This window comes from Duganella sp. GW821-FHT07F09 (assembly GCF_059418705.1).
Window position 1 is genome coordinate 307,460 of record NZ_JBWKQJ010000004.1, and the last position, 18,585, is coordinate 326,044.

The following is an 18,585-nucleotide window of genomic DNA, read 5'->3' on the forward strand; positions in this document are numbered from 1 at the left end:
AGAGTGCTTTACCAACCAAGGAGGAGACATGGAAAACAATCGTGGTGTGGTGTACATGGGGCAGGGCCAGGTGCGGGTACAGGAAATCGCCTATCCGAAGATGGAGGATCCGCGCGGCAGGAAGATCGAGCATGGCGTGATCCTGCGCGTGGTGTCGACCAACATCTGCGGCTCGGACCAGCACATGGTGCGCGGCCGCACCACGGCCTCCGTCGGCCTGGTGCTCGGTCATGAGATCACCGGCGAGGTGCTGGAGGTGGGGCGCGACGTCGAGACCTTGGGCAAGGGCGATCTGGTGTCGGTGCCGTTCAATGTGGCCTGCGGACGTTGCCGCACTTGCAAAGAGCAGCACACCGGCGTTTGCCTCAACGTCAATCCGGCGCGCGCCGGCGGCGCCTATGGCTATGTCGACATGGGCGACTGGATCGGCGGCCAGGCGCAATACGTGCTGGTGCCGTATGCCGATTTCAACCTGCTCAAGTTCCCGGACCGCGACCGGGCGATGGCCAAGATCCGCGACCTGACTTGTTTGTCCGATATCCTGCCGACCGGCTACCACGGCGCCGTCACCGCCGGCGTGGGGCCGGGCAGCACCGTGTACATCGCCGGCGCCGGTCCGGTGGGCATGGCGGCGGCGGCCTCCGCGCGGCTGCTGGGCGCGGCCGTCACCATCGTCGGCGACGTCAATCCCGCCCGCCTGGCGCATGCCAGGGCGGTGGGCTTCGAGACGGTCGACCTGTCGCTGGACGCCAGCCTGGCCGACCAGATCGCGGCGATCCTCGGCACGCCGGAAGTCGACAGCGCGGTCGATTGCGTCGGCTTCGAGGCGCGCGGGCATGGGCATGCCGGCGCCGCGCACGAGGCGCCGGCCACGGTGCTCAACGCGTTGATGGAGGTGACGCGCGCGGCCGGCAAGATAGGCATTCCCGGCCTGTACGTCACCGACGATCCCGGCGCGCCGGACGCCGGCTCGCGCCATGGCAGCCTGCAGATCCGCTTCGGCCTCGGTTGGGCCAAGTCGCACAGCTTCCACACGGGCCAGACCCCGGTGATGAAGTACAACCGCGCGCTGATGCAGGCCATCCTGTGGGACCGTATCAATGTCGCCGAGGTGGTCAACGTCCAGGTGATCGGGCTGGAGGATGCGCCACAGGCCTATAACGAATTCGACGCCGGCGTGGCGAAGAAATTCGTGCTCGATCCGCACGGACTGATCGCCGCCTGACGATGAAAACGATCTATTTACTTTGCGGTTTGCTTTGCGACGAGGAGGCGTGGGCGGCGCAGGCCGGGGCGCTGGCGCGCGATTTCGACGTGCGCGTCGTCAGCTTCACGCGGCAGGATAGCCTGAATGCGATGGCCGGGCACGTGCTGGCCGATGCGCCCGAGCGCTTCGCGCTGGCCGGCCATTCGATGGGCGGGAGGGTGGCGCTGGAGGTGTATCGCCAAGCGCCCGGGCGTGTGGAGCGGCTGGCGTTGCTCGACACCGGTTACGAGGCGCCGCAGCCGGATGAAGCGGCCCGGCGCGCGGTGCTGGTCGACCGGGCCCGGGCCGAGGGCATCGACGCCATCGCCGCCGAGTGGGCGTTGCCGATGCTGGCGCCGCGCCACCGCTTCGACGCGGAGCTGGTGGCCGAGATACTGGAAATGGTCGGACGGATGTCGCCCGAGATCTACGTGGCGCAGACCCGCGCGCTGCTGACGCGGCCCGACGCGGCGGACGTGCTGGCGCGGGTCGACTGTCCGGCGCTGGTGCTGTGCGGACGGCAGGACGGCTGGAGTCCGCCGGAACGGCACGAGCGCATGGCCGCGCTGATGGCGCGGCCGCCCATCCTGCGGCTGATCGACGCCTGCGGCCACATGTCGATGATGGAGCAGCCGGAGGCGGTGCTGGGCGCGCTGCGCGACTGGCTGGTGCTGCCATGACCGCAAGGACCGTCCCACGCGGCGACGAAGCCGCGATCAAAAGCGACTGCGCCGATTTGATCGTCCGCTACGCCTACCTGAACGACGAGCGCCGCTTCGACGAACTGGCCGCGCTGTTCACCGAGGACGCCGTGTTGTTCCGGCCATCGGCGCCGGAGCAGCCGATCGAGGGCCGCCAGGCCATTCTGGCCGCGTTGCGCAAGCGGCCGCCGGAAACCACGACCTTCCATGTCACCAGCGATGTGCAGGTGGAGGTGGACAGCGCGACGACGGCGCGCTGCCGCTCGCGCATCCTGATGATGAGCGGGACACGTTCGCCGGAAGGCGGCGCGCCGACCGATGTGCGGGCGCCGGTGCCGGGCGTGTTCGTCGACGTTCTGCGGCTGACGGCGGACGGCTGGCGCTTCGCGTCGCGGCGCGGTTCGCTGTGGCTGCCGGCCTGACACGCGGCGCAATCAAGATTCAATCACAAGGACCATCATGGCAAAAATTATCGGCGGCATCGGGACTTCGCACGTGCCCACCATCGGCCTCGCGTACGACCGCAAACGCCAGAACGATCCGGCCTGGGCGCCGCTGTTCGAGGGCTACGAGCCGGTCGCCAAATGGCTGGAGCAGCGCAAGCCGGACGTGCTGCTGTTTTTCTACAACGACCACGCCAACAGCTTTTTCTTCGACTGCTATCCGACCTTCGCGATCGGCGTGTCGCCCGAATTCGACATGGCCGACGAGGGCGCGGGCCGGCGCCCGCTGCCCGGCATCAAAGGGAACGCCGCGCTGGCGGCGCACGTGACCGATTGCCTCGTCAACGAGGAATTCGACATGGCGGTGTTCCAGGACCGGGCGCTCGATCACGGCTGCAATTCGCCGCTGGGCTTGATGTGGCCGCACGAGCCGGCGTGGCCGGGCGCCATCCTGCCGATCGCGATCAACGTCTTGCAGTATCCGCTGCCGACGGCGCTGCGCTGCTACAAGTTGGGCAAGGCGGTGCGGCGGGCGGTCGAGTCCTTCCCGCAGGACCTGAAGGTGGTGGTGGTCGGCACCGGCGGCCTGTCGCACCAGATCCATGGCGAGCGCACAGGTTTTAACGACACCGAATGGGACGAGGAATTCCTGCGTCTGTTCGTCGATGCGCCCGAGGCGCTGACGGCGTTGACCCACGCGGAACTGGTGCGCCGTGGCGGCGCCGAAAGCGCCGAAGTGATCATGTGGCTGGCGATGCGCGGCGCGCTGACCGACACGATACGCTGCGTGCACCAGAATCACTACCTCGCCACCACCACCAATATGGCGGTGGCCATCTACGAGCAGGAGGAGGCCGGCGGCCCGCCGGCCACGCCGGCGCGCGGGCGCTCCAACGAGCAGCTGGCCGGCATCGAGGAGATCGACGGCACTTATCCGTTCGATGTGGCGCATAGCGTCAAGGCGCTGGACTTGAACCGCTTCTTCTGGCGCCACCGCGAACCGTTGTTCCGCGAACTGGTGGCGCGCGATCTTGAAGCGGCCTTCGACGAATCGCGATTGAGCGAGGAGGAGCGGGAGCTGGTGCGGCGGCGCGATTGGCTTGGCCTGGTGCGGTATGGGGTGAGCTTTTTCGTGCTGGAGAAGTTCGCGCGGGTGCAGAAGATGTCGAACCTGCAGGTGTACGCCAGCATGCGCGGGGAGACGCTGGAGGCGTTCCTGCAAACCCGCAGGGTGCCCGCCTCGGCGTGAGGCGGCGGCGGGCGAGGGCCGGGCCGGCTCCAAGATTGCGCTATCATTTGCCGGGCAAAATGTGTTAATGTTGCCGCTCCATAGTAAATGATTGCGCAAACATGTCTCTGAGAAAGATCAAGGGCTTACGCTGGTGGATGATCAGTCTGATCATGCTGGGTGCGGTCATCAACTATCTGACGCGTAGCACGCTGGCCGTGGCCGCGCCGACCTTGCTCACCGAGCTGGGCATCACCACCAAGGAATACTCGTACATCACTGCCGCGTTCCAGGGCACCATCATGCTGCAACCCTTGTGCGGCTACATCCTCGACGTGATCGGCCTCAAATGGGGATTCGCGATGTTCGCCGCCGCCTGGTCGGTGATCTGCATGATGCACGGCATGGCCACCAACTGGCAGACGCTGGCGGCGCTGCGCGCCCTGCTGGGGCTGGCGGAGGGCTCGGCCAATCCCGCCGGCATGAAGGCCGTGTCCGAGTGGTTCCCGGCCAAGGAGCGGGGCCTGGCCGGCGGCATCTTCAATATCGGCGCCTCGTTCGGCTCCATGCTGGCGCCGCCGCTGGTGGTATGGGCCATCCTGTATTACAACTGGCAGTCCGCCTTCGTGATCACCGGCGCGCTGGGGCTGGTGTGGGTGGCGGCCTGGCTGCTGCTGTACGACGCCCCGGCCCGCCATCGCCGCCTGTCGGCCGCCGAGAAGGAGCACATCGCCGCCGGCCAGGAAAAGCACCTGGAAGGCGACGGCAAGCGCCCGTCCATCGTCAGCATCCTGAAGATGCGCAATTTCTGGGGCATCGCGCTGCCGCGCTTCCTGGCCGATCCGGCCTGGGGTACGCTGTCGTTCTGGGTGCCGCTGTATCTGACGACGGTGCGCCACTTCGACCTGGCGCAGATCGCGATGTTCGCCTGGCTGCCGTTCCTGGCCGCCGACCTGGGCTGCATGTTCGGGCCGGTGGTGGTGCTGGCGCTGCAAAAGCGCGGCGTGCGCCTGATTAATGCGCGGCGCGGCGCCTTCACGCTGGGCGCCTGCATGATGATGGGCGTCGCGTTCGTCGGCTACGTCGACAGTCCCTACGCCGCCATCGCCTTGCTCAGCCTGGCCGGCTTCGCGCACCAGACCTTGTCCGTCACCGTCATCACGATGTCGTCCGACCTGTTCCGCCGCAACGAGGTGGCCACCGTGGCCGGCATGTGCGGCACTTTCGGCAACCTGGGCCTGCTGATTTTCTCGTTGCTGATCGGCGGCTTGATGGCCACCGTCGGCTACACGCCGTTTTTTGTCAGCCTGGCCGTGCTCGACCTGGTCGCCGCTGTGCTGCTGTGGACGCTGGTGCGCGAACCGGCGGCAATTGTAGAACCCCTTATCATCAAACCAGCATGATCCAGAATCCCATTTTGCCCGGCTTCAATCCCGATCCGTCCATCGTGCGGGTGGGGGACGACTATTACATCGCCACGTCCACCTTTGAATGGTATCCGGGCGTGCAGATCCACCATTCGCGCGACCTGGTCAACTGGCGCCTGCTGTGCCGTCCGCTGACGCGCGCCAGCCAGCTCAACATGCTGGGCGCGCCGGACTCCTGCGGCGTGTGGGCGCCTTGCCTGACCTATGCGGATGGCTTGTTCTGGCTGATCTATACCGACGTCAAGCGTTACGGCCGCACCTCCACCGGCGGCGCGGCGGGCAGCGCTTCGCTGCGCGACTTTCACAATTATCTGGTCACCAGTCCGGCCATCGACGGTCCGTGGTCCGATCCGGTGCATCTGAACAGCAGCGGCTTCGATCCGTCGCTGTTTCATGACGACGACGGCCGCAAGTATCTGCTGAACCAGCTGTGGGACCACCGGCCGGGCGGCAACCGCTTCGCCGGCATCGTGGCGCAGGAATATTCGGTGGCGGAGGGGCGCTTGATCGGCCGCCGCGAGAACATCTTCAAAGGCACGGCGCACGGGCTGACCGAGGCGCCGCACTTGTACAAGCGCGACGGCTATTACTATCTGCTGACCGCCGAGGGCGGCACCGGCTGGAACCATGGCGTGACCATGGCGCGGGCGCGCGATCTGCACGGGCCGTATGAATTGCATCCCGATCAGACCATCCTCAGTTCGCGTCACCGGCCCGATGCCTTGCTGCAGCGGGCCGGCCACGCCGATCTGGTGGAGACGCCGGATGGCCAGACTTATATGGTGTATCTGTGCGGCAGGCCGCTGCGCAATCGCGGCACCTGCACGCTGGGACGCGAGACCGCGATCCAGCCGGTGGTGTGGGGCGCGGATGGCTGGCTGCGCACCGTGGACGGGCAGGGTACGGCGCAGCTTGAGGCCGCCGCACCGGGCTTGCCGCCGCATCCCTGGCCGGTCGAGCCGGTCCGTGAAGAATTCGATGCGCCGCGCTTGCCGTTGGCCTTCCAGTGGCTACGCACGCCCTGGCCGGAGGAGCTGTTCAGCCTGACCGAGCGGCCCGGCCATTTGCGTTTGTACGGCCGCGAGAGCCTGGGCAGCCAGTTCCGCCAGGCGCTGGTGGCGCGGCGCCAGCAGTCCCATTGCTATAGCGCCTCCACCGTGGTCGATTTCGAGCCGGAGCATTACCAGCAGCAGGCGGGGCTGGTCTGCTATTACGGCGGCGCCAAGTTCCACTATCTGTACATCACGCATGACGAGGCGGTCGGCAAGCATTTGCGCGTGATGAGCAGCCTGCCCAACCATGTGCAGACGGACACCTTCACGGCGCCGGTCGCGCTGCCTTCGGACGGGCCTGTGGCGTTGCGGGTGGAGGTGGACGAGGAGCGGCTGTACTTCGGCTACCGGATCGCGGACGGTGACTGGCAGTGGCTGACCCAGCAGTTCGATGCCAGCATTTTGTCGGACGAGGCCAACGCGCCCGGGCAACCCAACTTCACCGGGGCGTTTGTCGGCATGGGGTGCCAGGACATGGCCGGCACGGGCTTGCACGCGGACTTCGACTACTTCGAGTATCGCGAGCGGGCGTACTGCATCGATTCGATGCGGCTGCCGGGAGCTTGAATCTCGACAATGAACGACAACAAGAACGCCAGCGTCCACGCTGGCGTTTTTCATTGAAACCAGAAACGCCGTTGCGCGGTGTGATAGGCCAGCCCGCCGGCCAGCGTCAGCCGCCACTCGGTTCCCGCGCCCGGCAGGCTGCGCAACGCCAGCCTGGCTTCGATCCGCGCGGCCCGCTCGCGCATGCCGGCGAATCCCCAGTGATCGCGGCGGCCGCCGGCGGCCAGCACCTCCGGCGCGATGCCGACGCCGTCGTCGGCGATGTCGAGCCGCAGTTCGGCCGCGCCGTAGTGCAGCCGCACCTCGATGCGGCCGGCGGCGGCGTGGCGGTAGGCGTTGGCGATGGCCTCGCCGGCGATCGCCACCACTTCCTCGTGCACGATCGGATGCAGCGCGCGCGCCGTGCCGCTCACGAGCAGACGCGGCGGCGGGGCGTCCGGCGGCCGCGCCTGCGCCCCCGCCAACACCAGCGCCTCGGCCAGCCCCTGCGCGCCGACGTCGTGGCCGCGCAGGTCGCGTACGCGCTCGCGGCCCTCGTGCAGCACGTCGTCCGCGTGCAGCAGCGCTTTTTCTATCAGCTCGCGCGCCGGTTCCGGCGGCGGCAGGCGCATCGCCGCCGCGTGTACTTGCAGGATCAGGCCCTGCACCGATTGCAGCAGCGTGTCGTGCAGCTCGCGGGCGATGCGTTCGCGTTCGTGGATGCGCTCTTCCAGCCGTCCGGCCAGGCGCCGGGCGAGCAGGCGCGTGCGCCAGCGGTACAGCAGCCACGCCGCCGTCAGCAGCGCCAGCGCGCACAGGCTCCTGAACCACCACGTCTCGGTCGCCATGGGCGCGATGCTGAACTCCAGCGTGACCGGTTCCGCCGGCCAGCGCTCGTCGCCGCCGCTGGCCATCACCTGGACGCGGTAGGCGCCCGGTCCGACGTTGCTGTAGTAGGCGGTGCGCCGTTGACCGGCCTCGCGCCAGACGCGGTCGACGCCCTCGAGCCGGTAGCGGAAGCGCACCCGCTCGGGCATGGCCAACGCCAACGCCGTGTAGTCGACTTGCAGCGCGTCGGTGCCGGGCGGCAGCTGCATGCCCGCCAGCGCCGGCCGGGCCTGGCCCGGCGCGCCGATGGCGCGGATCTGCGCCGGCGGCGGCCCTGGCGGCGGACCGCGCGCCGGATCGAGCCGGAACACGCCGGTCGTCGTCGTCAGCCATAAATGGCGGTCGGCGGCGAGGATCAGCGACGGCGTCGGCAGCAGCACCGGGGCGCTGCCCTCGAGGCCGTCGAGGCTGTCGAGCCGCTCGTAGCGCACGCGGTAGGCCGGTGTCGCGCGCAGCCGGGCGATCTCCGCCGCCGGCACGCGGAACAGGCCTGCGGCGGCGTTGAGCCACAGGTCGCCGTCGTCCAGCTCGACAATGCCGGAGATGCCTTCGAAGGACTGGCCGTCGACGCCGCCCACGCCGACAAACCTGGCGCCGTGGCGCAGCGCCAGGCCGTTCTCGCCGCCGGCCCACACATGGTCGCCGCTCAGGTGCAGCGCCATGACCATGCCGACGCCGACGCCGTTCTCGGGACCGTAGCGGCGCCACAGCCCGTCCTCCAATTGCAGCAGGCGGCCGCCCGGGTAGCCCAGCCACAGGCCGGCCGCGTCTGTGTGCGCCATGGCGCGCGGCGTGTCGTCCGGCAGGCCGGCCATGCCGTGCCTGCGTTCCCAGGCCCCGTCCGGCGCGCGCCGGTACAGGCCGCGCTGCGCCAGCGCCACCCACAGCCCGCCGGCGCGGTCGCGCGCCATGCTGTTGATCGCCACGCCGGCCACGCCCGGCGGCAGCGCGACCGGGCGGATGTCGTCGCCGCGTTTGCGCCACAGGCCGCCGTAGCCGCCGGTCCACAACACGCCGTCCGGGTCGCGGTAGGAGCAGCTGACGACGTTGTGCCAGGGCAGCGGCGAAGCCGGCCACAACGGCGTGGCGGGCGGCGCGCCGCGCCGGGGACGGCGACGTGGTAGCGTCCCACCCAAGCGCCGCCGTTGTCGTCGGCCGCCAGCGCGTGGGTGCCGGGGTTGTGCGCCAGCGCCACCCGGGCCACCCGCTTGGCGCGAAAACGGTCGATGCCGTTCGAGGTCGACGCCCAGATATTGCCCTCCCGGTCCTCGAACAGGGCGGCCACGCCGCTGCCGCTCAGGCCTTGCCGCGGCCCGCTGGCGGCGCTCGCGCCCGCCGTGTGGTATTCCAGGCCCTCCTGACGGCCCACCCACAGGTCGCCGGCGCGGTCGAACAGCATGCTGCTGGCGTCGCCGCCCACGTGCCAGCGGCGCGGCCGGGCGCCGTTGGCCGGCGCGGTCAAGCGGTTGAGCCGGTTGTGCAGGCCGTCCCAGCTCCAGATGCTGCCGTCGGGGACGTCGAACAGCACGCCGGTGCCGGTGCCGGGCACAGACTTGACGAAGCGGGTGGCGCCGGGGGCGAGCGAGTAGACCCCCTCGTTGCCCTGGGCCCAGAGGATGCCCTGGCGGTCGCGCATCAGCGTCTTGTAGCCGGTGCGCGGCAGCAGCCAGACCGGATCGGCCGCCAGCCAGCGGCCGCGCTCCAGGCGGAACATGCCGGCGCTGGTGGCGGCCCACATGCGGCCGCCGCCGTCCTGTTCCAGGCCCCACACCGCGCTGTGCGCGGGCAGGCCGTCGCGTTGGTCGTAATGGCGCAGGCGGCCCTGATCGAGCACGCTGGCGCCGCCGAAGCGGTAGCCGATCCACAAGGCGCCCGACGGCACGGCGTTGAGGATGCCGATGCCGTTGGCCGGCAGCGGCGCGCCGGGGGGCACGTAACGCTCGAAGCGCACGCCGTCGAACCGGAACAGGCCGGTGGCGCCGCCCAGCCACAGCCAGCCGTCGGCGGTTTGCGCGATGGTGAGGACCATCTGCGGCGCGCCGTCGCGCGCGGTCCAGCTGGCGTGGTGCAGGTCGATGGCGGTGGCGCACGCCGGCGCCGCCGCGGCCAGCCCGAGCAGGCCGGCCAGCAGGTGGGCCAGGTGGCGGGCCAGGAGGCGGGCCAGAGCGGCGGCCGCGAAGCGGCAAATCCGCGCGGCGGCCATGGGAGAAGGGTGTGCCATTTTCACAATACTATAGCAAACCCGCCGCCCGACTCCCTAGTCGATGAACGATACCAGCGCCGGCACCACCTGTTCCGGGGCCTCGTCGATCAGCCAGTGGCCGGAGCCCTTGATGATCACGCTTTGCACATTGGTGGCGTAGAGTTTGGCCTGGTTGCCGACGAAGGCGCCGGCCGACTTCTCGCCGCCGATGGCCAGCACCGGCATGGTCAGCTTGGTCTTGCTCATCGGACCGAAATCGGCGGCGTCCTGTTCGAATCCGCTGAAGTAGGAGAAGCCGGCGCGCATGCCGTCCGGTTGCGCGTAGGCGGCCGCGTACAGCTTGCGGTCGGCCTCCTTGATCGACTTGCCCTTGTCGGCCGAGAAGTCGTTCCAGAAATGCTCGAAGTAAATCCGTTCGCGGCCCTTGACCAGGGCCAGCGGCGTGTCGCCGTAGAAATGGAAGTGCCACACCGCCTGCGCCGGGAAGGCGGTGCGCCAGTCGCCGACGCCGGGCACGAAGGCATCCATGACGACCAGGCGGCTGGTATCGGCCGGGAACTGGGCGGCGTAGCCGTAGGCCACCATCATGCCGATGTCGTGGCCGACCACCGCCGCCGGCCCGCTGCTGACGGACTTGACCAGTTCGTGGATGTCGACCGCCATGGTTTTCTTGTCGTAGCCGCCGGCCGGCTTGTCCGAGCCGCCGGCGCCGCGCAGGTCCGGCACGATGACCGTGTGCTTCTTGACCAGCTCGCGCATCGCCGGCCCCCACATGTGGCCCGTTTGCGCGTAGCCGTGCAGCAGGACCACCGGTGTGCCCTGGCCGCCGATCTTGTAGTGCAGGCGCACGCCGTTGACGGTGGCGTACTTGTCGCTGAAGCCGGGCACCGGCGTGTCGATCGGCTCGGCGGCCTGGGCCGCGTGGGCGGCGAAGATCAGCATGGCGGCGGCGCCGCGCAGGCCGTGGCGGGTGAGGGGGAAGAGGCGGTTCATGGTTGGACTCCTGGAATGCCGACGGACTCGTGATGCCGGCGGCGGGTTGCGATGGATGCCGTGCCGGCATGCGTCGCCACGGCTCAAACCGTACAGGGTAGGCCGGCGCGCGCCGGCGGCCTATACCCGAAAGGGTAGCGCGCCGCCACTGGCCCGTTCGCCGCTTTCCCTGTAGGATTCGGACGGTGGATGACGGCGAATGGTGCGACGGAGGGGGCGATGGACGAGGTTCTGGCAGCACCGGTAAGGGTAATGGTGGTCGATGACCATCCCTTGATGCGCGACGGCATCGCGGCGATGATCGCCTGCCATCGCGGCCTGTCGCTGGTGGCCGAAGCCGAGGACGGCCGCCAGGCCATCGAACTGTACGCGCGGCACGCGCCGGACGTGGTGCTGATGGATTTGCAGATGCCGGTCATGAGCGGCACCGAGGCGATCGGCGCCATCCTGCGGGCCGATCCGGCGGCGCGCATCATCGCGCTGACCACTTACAGCGGCGACGCCCAGGTGATGCGCGCGCTGCGCCAGGGGGCGGTGTCCTACCTGCTGAAAAACACCGCGCGCACCGAGCTGCTCGAATGCGTCCTCAACGTCCACGCCGGCGGACGGCCGATGTCGGCCGACGTGGCGCGCCAGCTCGGCGTGTTCCGCCATCCGGGCGACGCGTTGACCGCGCGCGAGGTCGAAGTGCTGCGCCTGGTGGCGAACGGTAATTCGAACCGGCGCGCGGCGCTGCTGCTGGGCGTGACCGAGGACACGGTCAAGGCCCACATGAAAAACATCCTGGCCAAACTGGCGGCCAACGACCGCACCCATGCGGTCACGATCGCGCTCAACAGGGGCATCCTCGGCGTGTGAGCGGGCGGCGCGGCCAATATCATTCGGCCGCTTGGTGATTTTCGCAATTGCGGCAGCTCCGCGCTGCTTGCAGAATATATGAAAATACTATCTTTACGAGACACTTCAATGATCATCCCCCATCGGCGGGCCCTCGCCGTCGTCGCGCTCGCCTGCGCCGCTCAGGCAGGCGCAGCCGTGCCGTCCACCGAACTCAATATTTACAGCGGGCGGCCGCTTGGTTCCCTGCAGGCCGCCGCCGCCGATTTCGAATCGCAAAAAACGCTGGAGGGCGCCAAGGTAGTCATTTCGCAGGCGAACAAGTCGCCGAACGGCAGCGTGAGCGTCGGCAAGTCCGGCATGAAGAAGGCCGATGACGCGCTGACCCTGCAATGGAAGGATACCTGGTACGCCAGCCTGCGCATCGACGGCGGCAAGCAGCCGCTCGACCTGCGTCCCTACATGGCCAAGGGTGTGCTGGCGCTGGACGTCAATGTCAAGGAATTGAGCAACGGCGGCATCAACTTCAAGGTCGGTTGCGGCGAGAATTGCGAGCGCGCCGTGCCCTACGTGGTGCAAGGGCGCGAGGCGGCCGGCAAGGGCTGGCGGCATCTGGTGTTTGCGATGAGCTGCTTCGCGCGCGAGGGCGACGATTTCAGCAAGGTGGCGCGGCCGTTCGCGCTCGAGGGCACCGGCACCGGCGAGGTGGCCGTCGCCAACGTCAAGATCCTCAAGAGCGGCAAGCCGAACGCCAGCTGCCCCGACTACCGCACCGTGTCGGTCACGCCGGATAAACTGAACGAATCGTGGGCGATCGGCTGGTGGACCGGGCGCCACGAGGCGAAGCTGAAAGAGGTCCAGGCGATGGGCAAGAAGAGCCAGATCGTCTTTATCGGCGACTCCATCACCCAAGGCTGGGAAAAGGACGGCGCGCCGGTCTGGGCCCGCCACTACAAGCCGATGAACGGCCTGGCGCTGGGCTTCGGCGGCGACCGCACAGAGAACGTGCTGTGGCGCCTGCAGCACGGCGAGGTCGATGGCATCGCGCCCAAGGTCGCGGTGCTGATGTTCGGCACCAATAACACCGGCCACCGTCAGGAGGACCCGAAGACCACGGCCGCCGGCATCAAGCGCAATATCGAGGAACTGCAGCGCCGCCTGCCGGACACCAAGATCCTGCTGCTGGCGATCTTCCCGCGCGGCGAGAAGCCGAACGACCTGCTGCGCGAGATTAACAACAAGGTCAACGCCATCATCGCCGGCTACGCCGACAACAGGAAGGTCTTCTTCGCCGATCTCAATCAGCAGTTCCTGGCGCCGGACGGCACGCTGTCGACCGACATCATGCCGGACCTGCTGCATCCGAACGAAAAAGGCTATGAGATTTGGGCCAAGGCGCTGGAGCCGGAGCTGAAAAAGCTGATGCCGGCGGGTGAAAATTCCGGCGGAAGTTCGGGTGTGCCCTATGCCTGGCAGCCGGTGGCCATCGGCGGCAGCGGTTTCGTCTCCGGCATCATCACCAGCAAAACCGAGAAGGGCCTGATTTACCTGCGCACCGACGTCGGCGGCGCCTATCGCTGGGACGCGCCGAACAAGCGCTGGATCGCCCTGATGGACTGGGTGTCCGACCGCGAGACCGGCATGCTGGGCGTGGAGTCGATCGCCATCGATCCGACCACGCCGGGCCGGGTGTATATGTCGACCGGCATCGAGTATCTGAACGGCGGCGCCAGCGCGATCCTGAAATCCAGCGACTACGGCAAGACCTTCACCAAGATCGACGTCACCAACCAGTTCAAGGTGCACGGCAACGGCATGGGGCGCGGCAACGGCGAGAAGCTGCAGGTCGATCCGGCCAATGGCAAGATCCTGTACATCGGCACACGCGCCAACGGCATGTTCAAGAGCGTGGACGAGGGCATGACCTGGGGCCGTCTCGATGGCCTGGACGTGACCACCACGCCGGTCAACAAGAACGGCGTGAGCCTGGTCGTCCTCGATCCGTCGAGCGTGAAGGATGGCGCCACGCAGCGCCTGTTCGCCGGCGTCTCGCGCTTCGGCAAGGACGGCGCGAATATGTACGTGTCCGACGACGCCGGCAAGACCTTTGCCGCCATTGCGGGCGGACCCTCGAAGCTGATGCCGCACCGCGCGGTTCTGGCCGACGGCAAGCTGGTGGTGACGTTCGCCAAGGGCGCCGGTCCGTGGGGCGATGTCGCCCACGGCGAGGGCCTGGAGGAGGGCGGCGTGTGGCAGTACGATATCGCCGCGAAGAAGTGGACCGATATTTCGCCGCCGCTGAACCGCGCCTACGCCGGCATCACCGTCGATCCGGGCAACCCCAAGCGCATGGTGGTCACCACCATCAGCTACTACCGCAACCACACCAACGCGATCCGCGACCAGTTCTTCGAGACGCTGGACGGCGGCAAGAGCTGGAAGAGCATCGTCGACCAGGGCGCGAAGATCGACGCCAATGGCGTGAGCTGGATCGCCGGCAGCTTCATACACTGGGCGGCCAGCGTGGAATTCGATCCCTTCGACACGAAAAAACTGATGGTCGTCTCCGGCAACGGCATCTTCAATTCGACCGATATCAACGCCTCGCCGGCGATCTGGAAGTTCGAGGACGAGGGGCTGGAGGAATCGGTGCCGCTCAACCTGGTCAGCATTCCCGGCGGCCCGGTGATTTCGGCGATCGGCGACTATGACGGCTTCCGCCACACCGATCCGACCAAATACTCGCCGATCCACACGCCGACCATGGGTACGACCTGGGGGCTGGATTTCGCGGCGAAGAATCCGAACGTGGTGGCCCGCGCCGGCAGCGCTATCTACCTTTCCAACGACATGGGCGTGAGCTGGAAGAAGACCGCGTCCATGAACGGCACAAAAGGCCAATTGGCCCTGAGCGCGGACGGCAAGGTGATCGTGCACAGTCCCGAGAAATCGGACACCAGCTACGTCAGCACCAACGGCGGCGACAGCTGGACTCCGGTCAAGGGCCTGGGCGGCGCCCGTCCGGTGGCCGATCCGGTCGACGCGAACAAGTTTTACGCCATCGGCGGCGACCATGTGCTGGTGAGCACCGACGGCGGCGCCAGTTTCGCCCCCGCCGGCGCGCTGGCGTCGGCCAAGCGCACGCGCGCGGTGCTGCGGGCGGCGCCGGGCCGCGAGGGCGATATCTGGGTACCGCAGTACGACGGCGGCCTGGCCCGTTCCACCGATTCCGGCAAGAGCTTCAGCAACCTGCCCGGTGTCGGCTACGCGGCGGCGGTGGGCTTCGGCAAGGCCGCGCCGGGCGCGAATTACCCAGCCGTCTACATCTGGGGCACCGTCGGCGGCGTGCGCGGCGTGTTCCGCTCCACCGACACGGGAGCCACATGGCTGCGCATTAATGACGATGATCATCAATACGGCGGCCCGGGCGATGCCCAATTCGTTATCGGTGACATCAACACTTTTGGCATCGTTTTCATGAGTACGGCGGGCCGGGGCATTGTATTTGGGAAACCTACCCCTATGACAGGAGAAAAATAGCCGAATAGATGGTGACATTTACGGACGGGAACGTCTTTTTCATCTAAATCGTGACGGAATCATGCCACAATACAAATCGCATCCCCGAGAGGGTGCGATGAGACGTGCCGTTCCCGATTGAGGTAGTTGAATATGCAGATGAAGTCCCACCGTATTGCGCTGTTATTTAACGCAAACAAGATTTTTGACCGCGAAGTCATCGCCGGTATTGCCGCGCATTTGAGCAGTACCCGCGCGTCCTGGGATCTGTTCCTGGAGGAAGACTTCCGCTTGCGCCTGCCGGGCATCGAACATTGGCAGGGCGACGGCATCATCGCCGACTTCGACGATCCGGCCGTGGCCGCCGCGCTGTCGCGCACCCGCATCCCGGTGGTGGCCGTGGGCGGCTCCTACGCCAGCGAAACCAACTATCCGACCGGCGTGCCCTACGTCGCGACCGACAACTTCAAACTGATTAAACTTGCCCACGATCATCTAATCGAGGCCGGGCTGCGCCATTTCGCCATGTTCAGCCTGCCCGAGGCGCAGGAAAACCGCTGGGCGCAGGAGCGCGAGACGGCGTTCCGCAAGCTGATGGTCGAGGACAAGATGGAGCCGCAGATCTATCGCGGCCTGGGTACCAGCGCCGCCTCGTGGGACGAGGCGGTCGAACAGCAGATCAAATGGCTGCACAGCCTGCCCAAGCCGGTCGGCATCATCGCCGTCACCGACGCCCGCGCGCGCCAGTTGCTACAGGCCTGCATCATGGCCAATATCGAGGTGCCGGAGCAGGTGGCGCTGATCGGCATCGACAACGATCCGCTGGCGCGCATGCTCACCCGCATCCCACTCAGTTCCGTGATCCAGGGCGCCCAGGAGATGGGCCGCACCGCCGCCCACCTGCTGGACCAGATGCTGCACGGGGTGCGCTTGCAGGGCACGCGCGTGATGGTGCCGCCGGTCGGCATCAACGTCCAGACCTCCACCCGCCACGAAGCGCCCAAGCATCCGCACGTGATGCGCGCGCGCCATTTCATCCGCCAATACGCCTGCCAGGGCATCAAGACGCACCAGGTGGCCGAATATGTCGGCATTTCGCGCTCGTCGCTGGAGTCGTACTTCCGTCAGGAGCTCGATTGCAGCGTGCACGATGTGATCCTGCGCTTCAAACTGGACGCGGCCACCGAGCGCCTGGCGCGCGGCGACAGCAGCATCGCCGAAGTGGCGCTGACCTGCGGCTTCACCTCCGTCCAGTACATGCACGCGGTGTTCAAGCGGGAGCTGGGCTGCACGCCGCGTGCCTACCAGGACCGCATGCTCAAATGCCCCGAGGCGGCGGCCGCGCCGGAGGGCGCTCAACCCGCCTTGCGCAGCGTCGCCTGAACCCGCACCCCGCGGCGGATCGCGGTTCGGGTTTAACGTATTTGACCAATATACGCGTAAATCATGACCGTGCTTGGTGGTTTTCGTAATTGCCCCCACCCCTGAATAAGGTGAAAATCTCCCACGCAGTTTGCTAGCCTGCCTGGAGAGAGAGACCTTGGAAAATAATATAAATTCGATGCTGCCGGACGATGTGAGCCGCGCAGTGCTGGTGGGACGTGTATGGCGCAGTGGCGTCATCAACGGACCATGTGTGGTCGCCGTACGCAACGGCGAGGTGTTCGACATCACCGGCCACGCCCCGACCATGTCCGATTTGCTGGAGCGCGACGACGCGCTGGAAGTGGCCCGTTCCGCTCCCGGCGAATCGCTCGGCCCCGTGCAGGCCTTGCTGGAGAACGCGCTGTCCGCCGCCGCCGACGACGGCATCCCGCGCCTGCTGGCGCCATGCGACCTGCAGGCGATCAAGGCCTGCGGCGTGACCTTCGCGGTCAGCCTGCTGGAACGCGTGATCGAAGAGCAGGCCGCCGGCGATCCGTCGCGCGCCAACGCCCTGCGCGCGGAAATCCAGACCATCATCGGTTCCGACCTGTCGGCCATCCGTCCGGGTTCGCCGGAAGCGGCCAAGCTGAAGTCGGACCTGATCGAGCGCGGCCTGTGGTCGCCCTACATGGAAGTTGGTATCGGCCCGGACGCCGAGGTGTTCTCCAAGTCGCAGCCGATGTCCGCTGTTGGCGTGGGCGCCGACGTCGGCCTGCACCCTGATTCGAAGTGGAACAACCCGGAGCCGGAGATCGTCCTGGCCGTCAACAGCCAGGCCAAGGTGCTCGGCGCCACCCTGGGCAACGACGTCAACCTGCGCGACATCGAAGGCCGCAGCGCGCTGCTGCTGGGTAAAGCCAAGGACAACAACGGTTCGTGCTCGATCGGCCCGTTCATCCGCCTGTTCGACGAACACTTCACCATCGACACCATCCGCAACGCGGAAGTGAGCATGCTGATCGAAGGCCAGGACGACGACTTCCGTCTGGCCGGCGCCAGCCGCATGCGCGAAATCAGCCGCGATCCGCTGGACCTGGTCGGCCAGGTGTGCGGCCGCCATCACCAGTACCCGGACGGCTTCATGCTGTTCCTGGGCACGATGTTCTCGCCGATCAAAGACCGCGACGCCGTCGGCGGCGGTTTCACCCACCACCTGGGTGACCGCGTCAGCATCTCGACGCCTTCGCTGGGCGCGCTGGTCAACCACGTGCAGCGCAGCGACCAGATCGCGCCGTGGACCTACGGCGTGCGCGCGCTGATGAACCGTGCGCGCGCTTCCGCTCCAGTGGCCGCAAAACCGGCCGCGCAGACCAAACGCGAGCAGGCGATCTATCCCAGCCTGGCCGGCAAGCGCGTGGTCGTCACCGGCGGCGGCAGCGGCATCGGCGCCGGCATCGTCGAGGCGTACGCGCGCCAGGGCGCCCGCGTGACCTTCCTCGATATCGCGGAAGCCGATTCGCGCGCGCTGGAGGCGACCTTGTCGACCCTGGCGGTGCCGCCGAAGTACCTGCACTGCGACCTGACCAACCTCGACGTGCTGGCCAAGACCTTCGCCGACATCGGCACCGTCGATATCCTGATCAACAACGCCGCCAACGACGACCGCCACAACCTGGCCGACGTCACGCCGGCATACTGGGAAGGTCGCATGGCGGTCAACCTGCGCCACCAATATTTCTGCGCCAAGGCCGTGGCGCAGGGCATGCGCGAGCAGGGCGGCGGCGTGATCCTGAACTTCGGTTCGATCTCGTGGCACCTGGCGCTGCCGGACCTGACCCTGTACATGATGGCCAAAGCCGCCATCGAAGGCATGACCCGAGGCCTTGCGCGCGATCTGGGACCTGATAATATCCGTGTCAATTGCATTATTCCCGGTGGCGTCCGTACGCCGCGCCAGGAAGCGCTGTGGCACACCCCGGACGAGGAAGCTCGCATCCTGGCCGGCCAGTGCCTGAAAAAGCGCGTGCAAGTGGACGACGTGGCGGCCATAACGCTGTTCCTTTCCTCGGACAGCGCCTCGGCGTGCTCCGGTCGTGAATACTTCGTCGATGCCGGCTGGTACGGCGCATAAGCAGCA

Annotated in this window: 13 protein-coding genes; 10 read left to right on the top strand and 3 right to left on the bottom strand. The window is 67.4% G+C overall.

The window, feature by feature from the left end:
* Positions 1-28 precede the first annotated feature (28 nt).
* The 6 genes from fdhA to AC07P1_RS12865 all read left to right on the top strand — a co-directional run bounded on the left by fdhA (position 29) and on the right by AC07P1_RS12865 (position 6,664).
* Positions 29-1,225 carry a formaldehyde dehydrogenase, glutathione-independent gene (fdhA, locus tag AC07P1_RS12840; protein ID WP_494696172.1) on the top strand — a complete coding sequence of 399 codons (1,197 nt, stop codon included), beginning with the start codon at positions 29-31 and terminating at the stop codon, positions 1,223-1,225.
* 2 nt (positions 1,226-1,227) lie between these two features.
* Positions 1,228-1,926 (top strand): alpha/beta fold hydrolase, encoded by a 699-nt coding sequence (locus AC07P1_RS12845; RefSeq protein WP_494696173.1) that lies wholly within the window; start codon positions 1,228-1,230, stop codon positions 1,924-1,926.
* The gene (locus AC07P1_RS12850) at positions 1,923-2,369 is read left to right on the top strand and encodes a nuclear transport factor 2 family protein (RefSeq protein WP_494696174.1); all 447 of its coding nucleotides are present in this window, start codon (positions 1,923-1,925) and stop codon (positions 2,367-2,369) included. Before AC07P1_RS12845 ends, AC07P1_RS12850 begins: the two co-directional genes overlap by 4 nt.
* Before the next feature lie 37 nt (positions 2,370-2,406).
* Positions 2,407-3,639 (top strand): gallate dioxygenase, encoded by a 1,233-nt coding sequence (locus tag AC07P1_RS12855; RefSeq protein ID WP_494696175.1) that lies wholly within the window; start codon positions 2,407-2,409, stop codon positions 3,637-3,639.
* 101 nt (positions 3,640-3,740) lie between these two features.
* Positions 3,741-5,021, top strand: coding sequence for an MFS transporter (locus AC07P1_RS12860; protein ID WP_494696176.1), 1,281 nt, complete (start codon positions 3,741-3,743; stop codon positions 5,019-5,021).
* Entirely contained in the window at positions 5,018-6,664 is a 1,647-nt protein-coding gene (locus AC07P1_RS12865; protein WP_494696177.1) for a glycoside hydrolase family 43 protein, read from the top strand. Before AC07P1_RS12860 ends, AC07P1_RS12865 begins: the two co-directional genes overlap by 4 nt.
* Before the next feature lie 50 nt (positions 6,665-6,714).
* Here the strand turns inward: AC07P1_RS12865 and AC07P1_RS12870 are convergent, their stop codons facing one another.
* From AC07P1_RS12870 to AC07P1_RS12880, 3 genes are read right to left on the bottom strand one after another with little or no spacing between them, the layout of a single operon-like run.
* Positions 6,715-8,199 carry an ATP-binding protein gene (locus AC07P1_RS12870; protein ID WP_494696463.1) on the bottom strand — a complete coding sequence of 495 codons (1,485 nt, stop codon included), beginning with the start codon at positions 8,197-8,199 and terminating at the stop codon, positions 6,715-6,717.
* A complete protein-coding gene (locus tag AC07P1_RS12875) occupies positions 8,178-9,752 on the bottom strand; it encodes a ligand-binding sensor domain-containing protein (RefSeq protein ID WP_494696178.1) in 1,575 nt (524 codons plus the stop codon). Before AC07P1_RS12875 ends, AC07P1_RS12870 begins: the two co-directional genes overlap by 22 nt.
* 36 nt (positions 9,753-9,788) lie before the next feature.
* The gene (locus tag AC07P1_RS12880) at positions 9,789-10,727 is read right to left on the bottom strand and encodes an alpha/beta fold hydrolase (RefSeq protein WP_494696179.1); all 939 of its coding nucleotides are present in this window, start codon (positions 10,725-10,727) and stop codon (positions 9,789-9,791) included.
* Positions 10,728-10,946: 219 nt separating this feature from the next.
* On the opposite strand from AC07P1_RS12880, the gene AC07P1_RS12885 reads away from it, so the two are divergent.
* The 4 genes from AC07P1_RS12885 to xylB all read left to right on the top strand — a co-directional run bounded on the left by AC07P1_RS12885 (position 10,947) and on the right by xylB (position 18,579).
* Positions 10,947-11,585: a response regulator gene (locus tag AC07P1_RS12885; RefSeq protein ID WP_494696180.1), complete on the top strand. Its 639-nt coding sequence runs from the start codon at positions 10,947-10,949 to the stop codon at positions 11,583-11,585.
* A gap of 108 nt (positions 11,586-11,693) precedes the next feature.
* Positions 11,694-15,104 (top strand): GDSL-type esterase/lipase family protein, encoded by a 3,411-nt coding sequence (locus AC07P1_RS12890; RefSeq protein ID WP_494696181.1) that lies wholly within the window; start codon positions 11,694-11,696, stop codon positions 15,102-15,104.
* A 138-nt stretch (positions 15,105-15,242) separates the two neighbouring features.
* The gene (locus AC07P1_RS12895; RefSeq protein WP_494696182.1) at positions 15,243-16,466 is read left to right on the top strand and encodes a XylR family transcriptional regulator; all 1,224 of its coding nucleotides are present in this window, start codon (positions 15,243-15,245) and stop codon (positions 16,464-16,466) included.
* A 157-nt stretch (positions 16,467-16,623) separates the two neighbouring features.
* Complete coding sequence (xylB, locus tag AC07P1_RS12900) at positions 16,624-18,579, top strand: D-xylose 1-dehydrogenase (protein ID WP_494696183.1); 1,956 nt, start codon at positions 16,624-16,626, stop codon at positions 18,577-18,579.
* Positions 18,580-18,585: the final 6 nt, after the last annotated feature.

Bases quoted from the DNA above. Each gene is read 5' to 3' on its own strand.
- fdhA (WP_494696172.1), top strand. From the start codon at position 29: ATGGAAAACAATCGTGGTGTGGTGTACATGGGGCAGGGCCAGGTGCGG.
- AC07P1_RS12845 (WP_494696173.1), top strand. From the start codon at position 1,228: ATGAAAACGATCTATTTACTTTGCGGTTTGCTTTGCGACGAGGAGGCG.
- AC07P1_RS12850 (WP_494696174.1), top strand. From the start codon at position 1,923: ATGACCGCAAGGACCGTCCCACGCGGCGACGAAGCCGCGATCAAAAGC.
- AC07P1_RS12855 (WP_494696175.1), top strand. From the start codon at position 2,407: ATGGCAAAAATTATCGGCGGCATCGGGACTTCGCACGTGCCCACCATC.
- AC07P1_RS12860 (WP_494696176.1), top strand. From the start codon at position 3,741: ATGTCTCTGAGAAAGATCAAGGGCTTACGCTGGTGGATGATCAGTCTG.
- AC07P1_RS12865 (WP_494696177.1), top strand. From the start codon at position 5,018: ATGATCCAGAATCCCATTTTGCCCGGCTTCAATCCCGATCCGTCCATC.
- AC07P1_RS12870 (WP_494696463.1), bottom strand. From the start codon at position 8,199: ATGGTCATGGCGCTGCACCTGAGCGGCGACCATGTGTGGGCCGGCGGC.
- AC07P1_RS12875 (WP_494696178.1), bottom strand. From the start codon at position 9,752: ATGGCACACCCTTCTCCCATGGCCGCCGCGCGGATTTGCCGCTTCGCG.
- AC07P1_RS12880 (WP_494696179.1), bottom strand. From the start codon at position 10,727: ATGAACCGCCTCTTCCCCCTCACCCGCCACGGCCTGCGCGGCGCCGCC.
- AC07P1_RS12885 (WP_494696180.1), top strand. From the start codon at position 10,947: ATGGACGAGGTTCTGGCAGCACCGGTAAGGGTAATGGTGGTCGATGAC.
- AC07P1_RS12890 (WP_494696181.1), top strand. From the start codon at position 11,694: ATGATCATCCCCCATCGGCGGGCCCTCGCCGTCGTCGCGCTCGCCTGC.
- AC07P1_RS12895 (WP_494696182.1), top strand. From the start codon at position 15,243: ATGAAGTCCCACCGTATTGCGCTGTTATTTAACGCAAACAAGATTTTT.